The sequence below is a fragment of the Caballeronia sp. LZ019 genome (assembly GCF_031450825.1).
In the GTDB taxonomy this organism is placed as follows: domain Bacteria; phylum Pseudomonadota; class Gammaproteobacteria; order Burkholderiales; family Burkholderiaceae; genus Caballeronia.
Window position 1 is genome coordinate 949,389 of sequence record NZ_JARTVZ010000002.1, and the last position, 14,937, is coordinate 964,325.

Genomic DNA, 14,937 nt, shown 5'->3' on the forward strand with positions numbered 1-14,937 from the left:
CCGGCGCGGCGGCCTTGTCCTGCTTCAGTCTGCTTCGGTCTGCTTCATCCGGCCGACGTCACCGCCGCCGCTCGCGCCGCGCCGTCGAGCGCCAGTTCATGCCGCGCGCGCTGCTCGAAGCGGTCATCCGATTCGGCGTAATCCCATCGTTCGACGACGACGCGCCGCGCGCCGGCATCGCCCGTATCGCTTGCATCGTGGGAATAGCGGATCACGTTCACCGAATTGCCGATGCTCCCCCGCGTGCGCGACGACAGCGCCGTGCCCGCCTGCACCGCCCACATCCGGCGCGGCAGGTTCGCGAAGGTATCGTGGAGCGGCAGCACATACGGCAAGTGAATATGCCCGCCGACGATCAGATCCGCACCCGCGCGCGCCCAGCGCGGCACCGCGCGCTCGCGTCCGTGCAGCAGATTGGCCTCGTCCTTCGCGCGCGTGACCGCGACCGGCTGATGCGTCACGACGATGCGCAACTGCCGCGCCTTCGCCGACTCCAGCCGGGCGGCGACGCGCTTCACCTGCTGCATCGACACTTCGCCGTCCTTGTGCCGGTACGGCCGCGTCGTGTTGACGCCCAGCACGATCACATCCGGCGATTCGAACGACGGCTCGAGCTCCGCGCCGAATGCGCGCTGATGATTCGCGTACGGCTGGAACAAGCGCGCGAACACGTTGAAGAGCGGGATATCGTGATTGCCGGGCACGACGAGCGTCGGCGTCGCGCCGAGCGTATCGAAGAACGCGCGCGCCGCCGCGAACTGGCGCTTGCGGGCGCGCTGCGTGATGTCGCCGGAGACGATGACCAGATCGGGCGGCGTCTCCTCGATGAGCCGCGACAGCGCCGCAACGACGCGAGGCTGCTCGGTGCCGAAATGCGGATCGGAAATCTGCAGCAGCAAAGTCATGAGCGATTGGCTTCCGCCACGGCAGGTTCGGGCTTCAGGAGCAACAGCGGACGCTCGGACACGCGGAACTCGAGCGGCATGTCGAGCCACGCGATTTCACCGTCGGTCGCGATCTTGATGCGGCGACGCGTGTCTTTCGGGCGCGAGGGCCGCGTCACCGTGATGCGGTCGAAGGTGAAACTCATCACGTGGTCCGAATCGCTCAGGCGCCCCGCCGCGCCGCGCAGCGTGAGCATCAGATGCGCGAGCCGGCCGACGGGGCGAGGCGCGATTGCAACGAGCAAGCCGTATTCCACCGCGCTCGCCTCCGCCATGCCGATCTGCTCCAGCTGCAATCGATTGTTGCCGACGAAAAGCGTCCACGACCGCACTTCGCGCGTTTGTCCTTCGTGCCGGATATGCAGGCGCAAATGCCGATGCCGCCGCAGCAGCGTGAACAGCGCGGACCACATTGCGACGAGCCGGCTGCGCCCGAACTGCTGCTTGTAGGTCTCGCGATCTTCCAGCAGCTTCGGATACAGCCCGAGGCTCGCGTTGACGAGGAACATGCGGTCGTTCACGTAGCCGACCTGCACCGGATACGCCCGGGCATCGAGCAGCAGCTTCGTCGATGCTTCGAGATCGGCAGGAATGCCGTGATCGCGGCTGAAGTAGTTGAAGGTGCCGCGCGGAAGCACGGCGAACGGCACGCCTGCCGTGAGCGCGGCTTCGGCCACCGTGCAGAGGGTGCCGTCGCCGCCCGCGCCGACGAGCACGCCGTGATCCGCACGCGCCCGCTCGGCCGCTTGCTGCGCGGTCGCGGCGAGTTGGCGCGGATCGTCGACGACGGACAATTCGAAGCGGCGTCCCGCCGCGCCCAGCTCGCGTTCGAGGACGGCGCAGGTTTCATCGACCTGCTTGCGGCCCGAGCCCGCGTTCATCACGACGAAGAACGGCGCATCGGGCGAAAGCGCGCTTGCGCCTCGCGCGAGTTGCGCGCTCGAGGCGGCGTCGGTGGATTCGGCGGGCACGTTCATCGGCAGCGCTCCTTGCGGTTCGTCGCATGTTTGCGCGCCGGCGCGGCGGCCGGCGAACCTTGCCGATTATAACGATAGGCTTACAAATTCAGCACAAGCCCGAACGTTCGATGCACGGATCAGGTGTGCTCGCCCCGGATGTAGTACTCGAGTTGCTGAATGGTGAACTGCTGCTCGGAGATGATGTTCTTCACCAGATCCCCGATGGAGATCATGCCGACGAGCTTGCCGTTGTCGATCACGGGAAGATGGCGCATGCGCTTGTCGGTCATGAGCGCCATGCAGTCGTCGGTGGTCTGGTCGGGGCGCACGTAGCGCACGTGCGAAGTCATGATGTCGCGCACCGGCGTCTCTTTCGAGGACCGGTCCATCAGCACGACTTTGCGCGCGTAGTCGCGCTCGGTCATGATGCCCACGATCTCCTCGCCCTGCGTGACGAGCACCGCGCCGATGTGCTTGTCGGCCATCAGCTTGATGGCGTCGTAGACCGGCGATGTCTCGGCGACCGTATAGACCGTCTGGTCGGGTTTCGAATTCAGAACTTCTGCGACTGTTGCCATCGAGCGCCTCCGTTGGCTTCGCGTGTTCGCCGGCCCGGCAATGACCGATGAGCGCGCGCTTCGTTGTATCCGGGATACGTTGCTGCGCCTGCCGTCGAGCGTAAGGCTTCCCGCTCGATGCCTTCATCGGCATTAACCCGACCATTCGGGAAAAAGTATAGGTCAAGCCCGGCGGCGGCATACGCGCTTTGCCCGACTTCAGTTTCGCCGAACGTTGCCGCTAATCAGGCATCACGCGGAAAAAGTAGCAATCCGCGAACGCCGTGCGCCACGCGCGCGGCCCCGCAACCGGTTGCATGGGGCGGATCGCGGTGCGCGAGCGCCCGCTTCGGCCGACAGAGAGGACAAGATGAGCAGTTCACAGCAGGATATCGAGCAGCGCGTGCGGCTCGCGGGCAGCAACATGTTCGAGTTGCTTCTGTTCAGGCTCGGCGAGGCGCCGAACTCGGAGCAGCGCGAGCTTTACGGCATCAATGTATTCAAGGTGCGCGAAATCCTGGCGATGCCGGCGATCACGGCCGTCGCGGGATCGAGCGAGGAAATTCTGGGCGTCGCGGACATTCGCGGTCAGATCATTCCCGTGATCGACCTGGCGCGCATCACCGGCTGCCGTCCGAAGAACGGGCCGAAGATTCTGCTCGTCACCGAGTTCGCGCGCACGACGCAGGGATTCGCGGTCGAGGAAGTCGACGATATCGTGCGGCTGGAGTGGAATCAGGTGTTGTCGGCGGAATCGCATTCGGGCGGGCGCACGGTGACGAGCTTCGCGCGGCTCGACGGCAATGTCGACGGGACGCGGCTCGCGCAGGTGCTGGATGTCGAGCGCATCGTGCGCGACGTGCTGCCGGGGCAGGACGCCGACGTCACCGAAGCGAGCACCGGCCGCTTGCAGCTGAAGCCCGGCGCCCGCGTGCTCGCGGCGGACGATTCCGGCGTCGCGCGCGCGCTGATCGAGCAGAGCCTGACCGCGATGGGCGTCCCCTACGTGATGACGAAAACGGGCCAGGAAGCGTGGGAAGTGCTCGAAGCGGCGCTCGACAAGGCGCGCAAGCACGGCACCGAAGTGGCCGACGAAATCGCGCTCGTGCTCACCGATCTCGAAATGCCCGAGATGGACGGCTTCACGCTGACCCGGCGCATCAAGGCCGATACCGGCCTGCAGCACATTCCGGTCGTGATCCACTCGTCGCTGTCCGGGTCGGCGAACGAGCAGCACGTGCGCAAGGTCGGCGCGAACGCATATGTATCGAAGTTCGTGGCGTCCGAGCTTGCCAGCGTGATGCGCGGCGCGCTCGTCGACGCGGGCTGAAAAAGCATCGGCGCCCGGTGCGGACAGACCTCGTGAGTCTGCTGCAGCGGGCGCCGAAAGGTCGCTTCAGTCTCGAGGCCGGAGGATCATCCGGCCGGACCGGTTCGATCAGTGACCGAAGTAGATCGAGTTGGTGCTGGTAGCCGCTTGCGTGCGGTTGCCCGATTGAGCCAGCGAGTCACGCGAACCGCCGAACGCGCGGGCATCGATGCCGTGTGCGTTTTCTTCAGCGGCGATGGTTTGTGCGCTCGGGCCTTGCTGCGAAGCGGGCGCGCCGACGACCGGGCGGTAGGACGGAGCCGGGCCGTAGCCGCTTGCAAAAGCGGGTGCGGCGATCGAAGCGGAAGCAGCGATAAGCAGGGTAGCGATCAGATTGCGTTTCATGGTGTGCTCCAAAGACGGTTGACGTTCGTGTCAGAAAGCGCCGCAGCGGATTGCGAGAAACTGTCTGCTACGTCGATGGAATGCAGTGTATACCCCTACTATCGTTTTTTTATATCGATATATTTCAATTCACTTTTCACCGTGCGCCAACAATCGCTGGCCGCACGAGCGTGCGTGAATCGGCGATTGCCGCATGGATTAAGGCGTACCGAGCGACGACGAGGTTCCTCGCTGACCGCGCCGTTTCGCAGGGACAGAACAATCTTTTGCTGCACGAGCGTGCAGAACAGTGGTGTTCAGTGGACGAGCCGCTGAATCAGATTGACGAGCGTGGCGGGCGAATTGCCTTTTTGACAATACGCGTCGAAGCCCGCGTGCAGCCCTTGTGGCCGCACGAGTTCCTCGCCGAGCGCCGTGAACGCGATGATTCCGGCGTCACGCGTCCGCGCGATGCGCCGCAGCACGCGCGCCGTCGCAAAGCCGTCGTGTTCGGGCATGCTGATATCGAGGATGACGATGTGCGGCACCCAGCCGTCGATGGCGTGCAGCGCGTCGACGCCGGAGAGCGCGACGCGTGTCTCGAAGCCGTCCGCGGTCAGCGCCGCGGCGAGCGCCTCGGCGCTGGAGGCATTGTCATCGACGACCAGGATCCGCCAGCTCTGGACCTCCACGTCGACGCTGCGGCTGGTCCACACGGCGCAATGAGGGGAATGCAAGTTCACGGACATGGCGATTCGCTGAATGGATCGCCGGGCTCTCAGCACGTTTCGCGCCTGACTTCAATTTCCTTTCAGGCGTTGCTTTCCTTCTTGCCTTTGCGACGCTTCGCCGGCGCTTCCTCGCGCTCGCGCAGCCGCGCGTTGGCTTCGACGAGTGAAGCGGCGTCGCGCTGGCGCAGCGCCACGTCGAGCTCGCCGATCGCCGCGAAAAGTGCATCGCGCGCTGCGCCGTCGAACGTGTCGTCGCCGCGCTCGGCAACCCGCCGCGCTTCCTTGTCGAGCCGCTTGAAAAGCTTCGCGCCGAAGCGCGTGTCCACCTCGCCGTCGCGGGCGAGCGTCGCGATCACGGATGCAAGCCGCATGAGGCCCGCCGCCGTCGTTTGTGTCACGCCGTCCAGATCGTCCAGATCATCCACCGCGCTTCTCCCCTAGTTGACCGACGGCATGCTCGCCGGAGTCGGCGGACCGTCTCGCATCGCGCCATGATACGCCGCCAATATGACAGCCATTCTTGCACGACGTGCGACGGTTGCATCGACCGTTTCCGGTGCGACCAGTGGCACACTAGCGCCTGAACGCGCGAGCCGGCCGCCGCAGCGCATGTCACATCGAACGCACGGAACGCCCGCATGAATTCTCCCACCCTGCTCCGACCGCCCTACGGCTCCGACTTCACCGGCCTCGTCTGCGGCTTTCGGTTTCGTGCCGATGAGCCGGGCGAACCGATCGACGCGGAAGCCGCGAGCGCATGGCTCGCCCGCGGCGACACGGCGAAGGAATTCATCTGGCTGCACTTCGATCTCGCCAACAGCGCGTGCGAACGCTGGATGCGCACGCGCCTCGGCGTGCCGGACGCGTTCTTCGACACCCTGCACGAGGGTTCGCACTCGACGCGCATCGAGCATCAGGAAGGCGCGCTGTTCGCGGTCATCAACGACGTCATGTTCGACTTCGAACTGACGCCTTCGCAAATCGCGACGCTCTGGGTCTATACGCATCAGAAGCTGCTCGTCACGGCGCGCATGAAGCCGCTGCGCTCGATCGACTCGCTGCGCGAATCGGTGCGCCGCGGCGAGGTGTTTCGTTCGCCGGCAGAACTGCTCGCGCATCTGCTGCGGGATCAGGCCGATCTTCTCGTGCAGATCGTGCGGCGCACGAGCGCGGAGGTCGATGGCATCGAAGATCATTTTCTGTCAACGCATTCGTCCAAAACGCGCTCCGACCTCGGCGCGCTTCGTCGCGTGCTGGTTCGGCTGCAACGGCTGCTCGCCCCCGAACCCGGCTCCGTGTTCCGCCTGCTCGCCCGGCCGCCGCGCTGGCTGCACGCGCAGGATATTCAGGACTTGCGCGACGCGACCGAAGAGTTCTCGCTCGTGCTGAACGATCTGGCCGGCCTCGTCGAGCGGATCAGGCTGCTGCAGGAAGAGATCGCGACGCGCATGGACGAGCAAAGCAACCGCACGCTGTTCACACTGACGCTCGTGACCGTGCTCGCGCTGCCGATCAACATCGTGGCGGGCTTCTTCGGCATGAACGTGGGCGGCATTCCGCTCGCGGAGAACCATCACGGCTTCTGGCTGCTCGTGCTCGTCGTCGCGAGTTTCACCGTGCTCGCCGGATGGTGGGCTTCCGGCGGCGGCGCGACATGTGAGTCGCTACAGGCCGAGGTCGCTGAGGCCGGGATGATCGTCGGGCCGTCGGCCAAGCGGCCAGTGATACTTGCGCTCGGACTCCCTGATCGGCAGATCGTTGATCGACGCGTGACGATGCGTCATCAGCCCCGCCTCGTTGAATTCCCAATTCTCGTTGCCGTAGCTGCGAAACCAGTTGTTCGAATCGTCATGCCATTCGTACGCGAAGCGCACCGCGATGCGATTGCCCGTGAAAGCCCACAGTTCCTTGATGAGCCGATAGTCCAGTTCGCGCACCCACTTGCGCTGAAGAAACGCTTCGACTTGCGCACGGCCGGTGACGAACTCCGCGCGGTTGCGCCAGCGCGTGTCTTCGCTATAGGCCAGCGCGACGCGCTTCGGATCGCGCGTGTTCCAGCCGTCTTCGGCGAGACGGACTTTCTGCGCGGCGGTGTGTGCATCGAACGGCGGAAGAGGCGGTCGGCTTTCCATTGCGGCTCCTGGTCGGTGATGGTAGACAGGTCTGTCTACTTGCCAGCACTCTAGCCCAGGTAGACGAACCTGTCTACAATCGACGGCATGAACATCATCGAATCTGTCACGGATGATGCGGGGCTTGCGCCCGATGCGCGCATCCTTCGCACCGCGCACGACCTTTTCTATCGCGACGGCATCCGCGCGACCGGCATCGATCGTGTGATCGCGGAATCGGGCGTCGCGAAGAAGACGTTCTATCGCTATTTCGCGAGCAAGGACGATCTGATCGTCGCGTTCCTCGAGTTTCGGCACGACAACTGGATGGCCTGGTTCCGCGATGCGCTCGCGCGTCATGGCGGCACGCTGTCGGCTCTCGTGCCGGCGCTCGCCGAATGGTTCGGCGGCGAGACTTATCGCGGCTGCGCGTTCATCAATTCGGTGGTGGAAGTCGGCGGCACGCTGCCGCAAGCCGTCGATATCGCACGACGGCACAAGCGCGACATGACCGCCGCCATTCGCACGCTGATGCCCGCGTCACGCACCGCGAAGGCCGACGCGCAGGCGCTCGCGCTGGCCGTCGATGGGGCGATCGTCGCCGCGCAGTTCGCCGATGCCCCCGCCAATGCGTTGAAGTCGCTGGCCCGGCTGGTGCGCGCGGTGCGCCGGGGGGCGAGCGAATCGCACTAGCCGCAGGCCCCCACTTCCCCGCAAGCCGTGCAGAAATCGCAACCGTCCTTGCGAATGACGGCGTTGGCGCCGCACGTCGCGCATTTGCGTCCGTGCATCAGCGCGAGACCGTTCGCATCGCTGGCGGATACATCGGCATCCGAAGCATCGTCCGTTTCGGCTTCATCGTCTGCCGTCAATGCGCGCACCGGTTGGGCGCCCTCGCTGCGTTTCTTCGCCAGCACGCGGGACGGCATCTGAGTTCCCTCCGCATCCAGAAAGCCGCGACGGTGCAGGATCTGCTGGATTGCATACGCAAGCGCCGCGACTTCCGAATCGTGCCAGCGCGGACTGCGATGGCCGTCGAGCCGCTCCACATCGCCGAGCCGTACTTGTCCGCGATCCCACGAAACCTTGCGCATGTCCTGAAGCGTGCGCGCGGCGAAACCGCCGCGTGCCGCGAGCGAAAGCGAACGCATGGTTGCGGTGATCCACTGCTGTGATTCGTCGCGCTGGCCCGTTGGAATGAAAAATTCGATAGGACGCTCGATCGTCACGTCCTGGCCCGCAATGCGCCCCGTCACTTCAATGAACGAGACCGCGAGATACAGCGACTTCTTGCCGGCCTGCGTCAGATATTCGACCTTCTCGATGATCGCAGGCAACTCGCCGCGCGGCCGGTGATCGATTGCAATGCGCAGAGGATCGAGGTCCAGTTCCGGATCGGGCGAATCGCTCGGCGTTTCTGGCGGCGTCACGGACAGCACCGCGCCCAGCGTCTCGTTCGGCCGATACGTCGCCAGCCCCTTGAGGCCACGCCGCCAGGCCTCGAAATACAGGTCCTGGAACTTGTCGAACGGATAATCGGCGGGGACATTCACCGTCTTCGAGATCGACGTATCGACGAAAGGCTGCACCGCCGCCATCATCTCCAGGTGGTCATGCGCGGACATTTGCAGCGCATTCACGAAGTATTCCGGCAGTGCGTTCACGTCCCCGCCCATCTCGCGATACAGGCGATACGCATGATCCTCGACCGCGAAGCTCTGACGCGAGCCGTCCGCCATGCGCTTCGTGCGCTGGTACGTCCACGAGAATGCAGGCTCGATGCCATTCGATGCATTGTCCGCGAACGCGAGGCTCACGGTGCCCGTCGGCGCAATGGAAAGCAGGTGGCTATTGCGAATGCCGTGCAGGCGGATTGCGCTCTGGATATCGTCCGGCAGGCGCGATGCGAACGTGCCTTCCTCGAGATACCGCGTGGCGTCGAATAGCGGAAACGCGCCGCGTTCGCGTGCGAGATCAACCGACGCACGATACGCTTCGTCGCGCATCGCGCGGCCAATGCGTGCCGCGAAGTCGCGGCCTTCCTGTGCGTCGTAGCGTAGTCCGAGCATGACGAGCGTATCGCCGAGACCCGTGAATCCCACGCCGATGCGCCGCTTCGCTTGCGCCTCGCGCGCCTGTTCCGGCAACGGCCACAGCGTGACATCGAGCACGTCGTCGAGGAAGCGCACTTGCGTGCGCGTGGCGCGCGCAAGGCCGTCCCAGTCGAATGACGGCGCACCGCCGCGCATCTGCGCGAACGGGTCGCGCACGAGCCGCGTCAGATTGATCGGGCCGAGGTTGCAGCAACCGTAAGCGGGCAAGGGTTGTTCGCCGCACGGGTTCGTCGCGCGAATGGATTCGACCGCGCGCAGGTTGTTGTCGCCGTTCATGCGAGAGATGAAGACGACGCCCGGCTCGGCGACATCGTAAGTAGAACGCATGATCGTGTTCCACACTTCGCGCGCCCTGACCTCTCGATACACCCACAATCCGTCTTCGCGCTGCCGGATATCCGCCGATGATCGCTGCGCCGGCGATGGCTCCGCCTTGTGCACGAGCTGCCAGATCGCATCGTCGGCGACGGCCTGCATGAAGTCATCGCTTACGGCGACGGAGACGTTGAAGTTGTTCCAGCGCCCTTTCGTGTGCTTCGCCGCGATGAATTCGAGCAGGTCCGGATGTGTGCAATCGAGGATGCCCATTTGCGCGCCGCGCCGCGCGCCCGCGCTCTCGACCGTGCGGCAGGATGCATCGAAGACGTCCATGTAGCTGCACGGGCCGGATGCGGCGGAGCCCGTCGAATGCACTCGCGCGCCGCGCGGACGGATCGCCGAGAAGTTATAGCCCACTCCGCCGCCGCGCCGCATGGTTTCCGCCGCTTGCAGAAGCGCGACGTAGATGCCGGGCAGCCCGTTGTCATCGACGCCCTGTATCGCATCTCCGACCGGCTGCACGAAGCAGTTGATGAGCGTTGCATCGATGCCCGCGCCCGCCGCGCTCATGATGCGACCAGCGCCCAGAGCGCCGCGTCTGAAGTTGTCGACGAACTCCGCCTCCGTCTTCGCGCGCAGTTCCGCCGGCTCGGCTAACGCCACGCCCCGCGCGACGCGTCGATGAATGTCTTCGACGCGAGCCTCGTCGCCCTTGGCGTACTTTTCGAGCATGACGTCGATGGAGAATTGCTGCGGAGCGAGCGCGGTGCTCGGATTGTCTTCGGCCATGTCTGATCCTATGGTATGTCGCGCGCTTGCCGTGGTTCGCAAACGCGATGCCCGACGATAGCGCGAAATCACCGGGCTCGCCACGGAACCGCTAAACTCGCCGTTGCTTCATTCACCCCGTATAAAACCGTCGCATGAATTCGTCGCACCCGCCGTTTTTCGGCATTTCGGGCCGCTCCGGCCAAGGAAAGACCACGTTGATCGAAGCGCTGCTGCCGTGGTTTCGCGCACGCGGTCTCACCGTGAACGTCATCAAGCATAGCCATCATTCGATCGAGCTCGAGCCGCCGGCCAAGGACAGTGCGCGCTTTCGCCGCGCAGGCGCAGGCGAAGTGCTGATCGCGTCGCCCTACCGGTATGCGATCGTCCACGAACTGAACGACGAAGCCGAGCCGCCGCTTGCCACGCTTGCCGCACGCCTTGCGCCCGCCGATCTGGTCATCGTCGAAGGCTTCGCGCGTGAAGCGATGCCGCGACTCGAAGTCGTGCGACCATCCACCGCAACGGAGCCGCTCTTCAAGACCGATGTCGAGATACTCGCTATCGCAACGGACGACGCATCCTCGATCGATACCGCCCTTCCGACGCTGCCGCTCGATGACGCAGCACGCATCGGCGCATTCATATGCGACACCTTGGGGCTTGCGTCGAATGCTTAGGCGAGCCGCGCAATCAATTCGCGATGCTGCGGATAGCGCGCCTGCAATTCACCCGGCGCTGCAAGTTCGAACTCACTGAATTCGAAGCCCGGGGCAACGGTGCAGCCGACCAGCGCCACGCCTGATGCCTCGCGGCATTCGGCCGCGAACCAGTCGCCTGCCTTCACCACGGCCTGAAAGACAACGTCCGCATGCGCCACTGCGTTGCCGAGCCGATGCGTGGTCGACGTGCCGTCGGCATCGATCACATGGACGTCGACCGGATCGCCCGCGTAGAAGTGCCAGACTTCGTCGGAGCGAATGCGATGCCACGCGGAATGCGCGCCATCGCAAAGAAGATAGTAAATGGCGGTGGAAGCCGAACGTGCTTCATTCGATGCTTCCCGCAACACGCGATGGTCCGCGCGATACGTCTCGCGAAAGTAGCCGCCTTCCGGATGCGGCTGCAATTGCAGGCGCGCAATCAGCGCGTGACTGTCGATTGGTTCGTGCATGCTCATTCCCCTTTCCTGAGTTTCGCGTATTCTGCATGTTCCCCAAGCGCCCGGGCCATCGCTATGCGCGACATCACCATTTCCGTTACCGACTGGATCGACGAATCGTTCGAGGCCGATGTCGCGGGCGGGCTCGCCCAATTCAACGCATCGCAACTCGGGCCGAGCGGGCATCGCGATCTCGCGGTATCGCTCTATGTCGATGACGACTTCGTCGGCGGACTGGCAGGCTTTACTGCCTGGGGCTGGCTCTTCGTCAAATGGCTCTGGATACGCGAAGACATGCGCGGCCAGGGGCTCGCCGCACGCGCGCTCGAAGCCGCCGAAATAGAGGCGAAACAGCGCGGCTGCCGTGCCGCCTGGCTCGACACGCTCAACCCGCAAGCACGTAATCTTTACCTGCGCTGCGGCTATGAGACCTTCGGCGAGCTTGCGGATTTTCATGACGGACGTCCACGTATTTTTCTGCAGAAGCGCTTTTGACAGGGTCTTAGACGGCGTTATTGGCGCGCGTTGGTTCAATCGCGCCTTACATTTTTTTTGCGCGATGCTCAAGCCTGTATGCTCCGTGCCGTTAGCCCAATAAGAGCGATTGCTTGACTAACGACTGAACGCGGACCCAGGCCCCCAGCGCGGCGGCCTGAATGCCCCAAGAAAAAAATGGCCTGGAGCGCCGATGAGTGTGTTTTCCGCGTATAACGCGATGCCCGTTTCAGCTTTAGTCGCGGCCCCAACGGACGACGTGACCGAAGTGACCGACACTCAGCCGATAGAAGCGCTGCTGCGCGATGCCGCCTCGATGGACTGCAGCCGCGAGTGGGCGTGGTATCGCGCGGGCGAGCAATTGCATCTCGCGCATCGCGGCGACGCGTCGCTGAAATGGCCGCGCAGCATCCCGGAAGAAGGGCTCGACGAGCAATGCGCGGCGCATGGCTGGCACCGCTGGCCTACCGGACGTGGTGAAGGCGTTCTCGGATGGCTCGTCGCGCCTGCGGTGCACAAGAACGATGCGCAACTGGCGAGCCTTGCCCGGCGTCTCGGCGAACGCGTTCAGGCGGACGCGCTGGCCCGCGCGCAGCTTACGCAACGCGTGCTGTATGAGATTGCCTATCTGGCGAGCTCGGTGCGCGACCGCGCCGAATTCTTGCGCTGCGTGCATGAGCGGCTTGGCACGCTCATCGACGCCGAGAACTTTTATCTGGCGCTTTACGATCGCAAGAGTGGCAGGATCACTTATCCGTATTACGTCGATGTCATCGATACCGACGTGCAGGCCGCAGAGAATTACGACATCCTCGATCCGTCGCATCTCTCGATGACAGGCCGCGTCCTGACGAGCGGCCAGCCGCTATTCGTCACGCGCGCCGACATCACCGCCGCCGAGCGCGACGGACGCTTCTATTGCCTTGGAGACCGCCCCGAGTTCTGGATGGGGGCGCCGCTCAAGAACGCATCCGACGAAGTGTTCGGCATGCTCGCGATGCAGGTCTACGACGTGTCGCGCATCTACACCGCCGAGGACCGTGCGCTCTTTCTCGTCGTCGCGCGCCACGTGGCCATGGCGCTCGACCGCATTCTTCATCGCGCCGATCTCGAAGAACAGGTTGCACGCCGCACGTCCGAGCTTTCGCAGCTCAACGCGGCGCTGCGTCATGGCATTGCCGAGCGCGAGCGTTCCGAGCATTTGCAGGCCGCGCTCTATCAGATCGCTGAACTGTCGAGTCAACCGGGCGACATGATGGAGTTCTTTCGCAGCCTGCACGGCATCGTCGGCGAGTTGCTCTATGCGCGAAATTTTTATATCGCATTGATTGAACCGGATACGGGGTTAGTGTCCTTTCCGTATTACGTCGACGAAATCGTGCAGGAACGCCCTGCTCCGCGTCGTGGTCAGCGCGGGCTGACCGAGTACGTCATCGGGGAGCGTCGCGCGCGGCTGATCGATCACCAGGAAGCCATGCGGCTCATCGATGAAGGGGCATTCGAGACCGAAACGGGCACCGTGCGCCTGCGTTCATGGCTCGGCATTCCCCTCTTCGACGGCGATGTCGTGCGCGGCGTGCTTGCCGTGCAAAGCTATTCGCCGCTGGTGCGTTATTCACTGCGCGACCAGGAATTGCTGACGTTCGTATCGCGTCATATCGATACCGCGTTATCGCGCCGCCGCGACGCCGAGGCCTTGCATGCGGCCAACCTCGAACTCGAAGCACGCGTGCAGGCCCGCACGCGCGAGCTCGATGAAGCCAACGCCCGTCTTCTCTACGAAAACGCGCATGACTCACTGACGAGCCTGCCGAACCGTAGTCATCTGATGCAGCGGCTTCGCGGCGCATGGAACGACTACCGCACGCGTGGGCACGAGCTATCGGTGATGTTCATCGACCTCGACCGCTTCAAGGTCGTGAACGACAGTCTGGGTCATCACTTCGGCGACATGCTGCTCGTCCAGGCCGCCGCGCGATTGCGCGATTGCGTGCGTTCGACCGACCTGCTCGCACGCCTCGGCGGCGATGAGTTCGCGGTGCTTTCCGCTAACGCGCCGGTTCACGACGCCATCGCGATTGCGAGGCGCATTCTCGCCGCATTCGATCTGCCGTTTCATATCGAAGAGCATGTGGTTTTTTCGTCGTGCAGCATCGGCATCGTCACTGCGGACAGTCAGTTCCATACCGAGCCTGCGGATCTCCTGCGCGATGCCGATACGGCGATGTATCGCGTGAAGAATGCGGGGCGCGACAGCTTTGTCGTGTTCAACCAGGAATTGCGGCGCGAGGTATCGGACCAGGTCGAACGCGAAGGCGCGCTGCGCAACGCAATGAAGCGCGACGACGAATTACTGCCCTATTTCCAGCCTATCGTCGATGTCAAGAGCGGGGAAGTCGTCGCGCTCGAAGCGCTCATACGCTGGCGCCAGCCGGATGGAAGCATCGTGGGGCCGGGTGAATTTCTGCCGTCGGTGGAAGGCCTGAGACTCATCGGCCGGCTCGATCTTTATATGCTCGAACGCGTGGCCGCCATTCTCTCGAACGAGCGTTACGCGCACTGGCCGCCGGTGCATGTGAACTGCTCGAGCTATAGCATGACGCGCCCCGAATTCGCGGATGACGTCCTTGCGTTATTGCGTCGTTACCGCGTATCGCCTTCGCGTGTATGTCTTGAACTCACCGAAGGCGCGCTCGTCGCCGAGCCGGATCTCGCGCGCCGCACCATGCAGCGTCTCGCCGATAACGGCATGTCCGTCGTGCTGGACGATTTCGGTTCGGGATTTTCGTCGCTGAGCTATGTGCATCAGTATCGGTTCAGCGGCCTCAAGATCGACAAGTCATTCATTCTCGAACTCACTCAAAGCGCACGCAGCCGCGCAATCGTGCGTGCGATCGTGAGAATGGCCGAATCACTCGACCTTACGCTCGTGGCGGAAGGCGTGGAAGACGCGGCAACGCTTGCCGTGCTGCGCGACATGGGCGCGGCGCAGGCGCAGGGCTATTTCTTCGATAAGCCCTTGCCTTTACACGCCCTCACGCGTACGTCTCTCGCGCCGCGCGCGACGAACAGCGCGGCGCTGTGA

At 64.0% G+C, this 14,937-nt stretch carries 14 protein-coding genes and 1 pseudogene; 6 read left to right on the plus strand and 9 right to left on the minus strand.

Annotated features, from left to right (window positions below):
* Positions 1 to 44: 44 nt before the first annotated feature.
* From P9255_RS07365 to P9255_RS07375, 3 genes are all read right to left on the minus strand, one after another.
* Positions 45 to 905, minus strand: coding sequence for a metallophosphoesterase family protein (locus P9255_RS07365; RefSeq protein ID WP_309766315.1), 861 nt, complete (start codon positions 903 to 905; stop codon positions 45 to 47).
* Positions 902 to 1,921 (minus strand): diacylglycerol kinase family protein, encoded by a 1,020-nt coding sequence (locus P9255_RS07370; RefSeq protein ID WP_309789295.1) that lies wholly within the window; start codon positions 1,919 to 1,921, stop codon positions 902 to 904. Before P9255_RS07370 ends, P9255_RS07365 begins: the two co-directional genes overlap by 4 nt.
* Before the next feature lie 119 nt (positions 1,922 to 2,040).
* Positions 2,041 to 2,481: a CBS domain-containing protein gene (locus P9255_RS07375; protein ID WP_309766317.1), complete on the minus strand. Its 441-nt coding sequence runs from the start codon at positions 2,479 to 2,481 to the stop codon at positions 2,041 to 2,043.
* 349 nt (positions 2,482 to 2,830) lie between these two features.
* Here P9255_RS07375 and P9255_RS07380 point away from each other — a divergent pair, with 349 nt between their 5' ends.
* Complete coding sequence (locus P9255_RS07380; protein ID WP_309789296.1) at positions 2,831 to 3,790, plus strand: chemotaxis protein; 960 nt, start codon at positions 2,831 to 2,833, stop codon at positions 3,788 to 3,790.
* Between the two features lie 108 nt (positions 3,791 to 3,898).
* On the opposite strand, the gene P9255_RS07385 is transcribed toward P9255_RS07380, so the two are convergent.
* The 3 genes from P9255_RS07385 to P9255_RS07395 form a co-directional block, all read right to left on the minus strand.
* The gene (locus P9255_RS07385; RefSeq protein ID WP_309766320.1) at positions 3,899 to 4,174 is read right to left on the minus strand and encodes a hypothetical protein; all 276 of its coding nucleotides are present in this window, start codon (positions 4,172 to 4,174) and stop codon (positions 3,899 to 3,901) included.
* A gap of 296 nt (positions 4,175 to 4,470) precedes the next feature.
* Positions 4,471 to 4,902, minus strand: coding sequence for a response regulator (locus P9255_RS07390; RefSeq protein WP_309766322.1), 432 nt, complete (start codon positions 4,900 to 4,902; stop codon positions 4,471 to 4,473).
* 62 nt (positions 4,903 to 4,964) lie between these two features.
* Complete coding sequence (locus P9255_RS07395) at positions 4,965 to 5,309, minus strand: hypothetical protein (RefSeq protein WP_309766324.1); 345 nt, start codon at positions 5,307 to 5,309, stop codon at positions 4,965 to 4,967.
* Between the two features lie 213 nt (positions 5,310 to 5,522).
* Here P9255_RS07395 and P9255_RS07400 point away from each other — a divergent pair.
* A pseudogene (locus tag P9255_RS07400) lies at positions 5,523 to 6,544 on the plus strand (transporter).
* Between the two features lie 4 nt (positions 6,545 to 6,548).
* On the opposite strand, the gene P9255_RS07405 reads toward P9255_RS07400, so the two are convergent.
* Positions 6,549 to 7,016 carry a nuclear transport factor 2 family protein gene (locus tag P9255_RS07405; RefSeq protein WP_309766326.1) on the minus strand — a complete coding sequence of 156 codons (468 nt, stop codon included), beginning with the start codon at positions 7,014 to 7,016 and terminating at the stop codon, positions 6,549 to 6,551.
* An 87-nt stretch (positions 7,017 to 7,103) separates the two neighbouring features.
* On the opposite strand from P9255_RS07405, the gene P9255_RS07410 reads away from it, so the two are divergent.
* Positions 7,104 to 7,688, plus strand: coding sequence for a TetR/AcrR family transcriptional regulator (locus P9255_RS07410; RefSeq protein WP_309766328.1), 585 nt, complete (start codon positions 7,104 to 7,106; stop codon positions 7,686 to 7,688).
* Here the strand turns inward: P9255_RS07410 and P9255_RS07415 are convergent.
* The gene (locus tag P9255_RS07415; RefSeq protein ID WP_309766330.1) at positions 7,685 to 10,216 is read right to left on the minus strand and encodes an adenosylcobalamin-dependent ribonucleoside-diphosphate reductase; all 2,532 of its coding nucleotides are present in this window, start codon (positions 10,214 to 10,216) and stop codon (positions 7,685 to 7,687) included. The two genes, P9255_RS07410 and P9255_RS07415, sit on opposite strands and share 4 nt — an antisense overlap.
* Positions 10,217 to 10,350: 134 nt before the next feature.
* On the opposite strand from P9255_RS07415, the gene mobB reads away from it, so the two are divergent.
* Entirely contained in the window at positions 10,351 to 10,875 is a 525-nt protein-coding gene (mobB, locus tag P9255_RS07420) for a molybdopterin-guanine dinucleotide biosynthesis protein B (RefSeq protein ID WP_309766332.1), read from the plus strand.
* Here mobB and P9255_RS07425 read toward each other — a convergent pair.
* A complete protein-coding gene (locus tag P9255_RS07425) occupies positions 10,872 to 11,369 on the minus strand; it encodes a cupin domain-containing protein (RefSeq protein WP_404980294.1) in 498 nt (165 codons plus the stop codon). The two genes, mobB and P9255_RS07425, sit on opposite strands and share 4 nt — an antisense overlap.
* Positions 11,370 to 11,432: 63 nt before the next feature.
* Here P9255_RS07425 and P9255_RS07430 point away from each other — a divergent pair, with 63 nt between their 5' ends.
* Positions 11,433 to 11,852, plus strand: coding sequence for a GNAT family N-acetyltransferase (locus tag P9255_RS07430; protein ID WP_309766336.1), 420 nt, complete (start codon positions 11,433 to 11,435; stop codon positions 11,850 to 11,852).
* 193 nt (positions 11,853 to 12,045) lie between these two features.
* Positions 12,046 to 14,937, plus strand: coding sequence for an EAL domain-containing protein (locus tag P9255_RS07435; protein ID WP_309789297.1), 2,892 nt, complete (start codon positions 12,046 to 12,048; stop codon positions 14,935 to 14,937).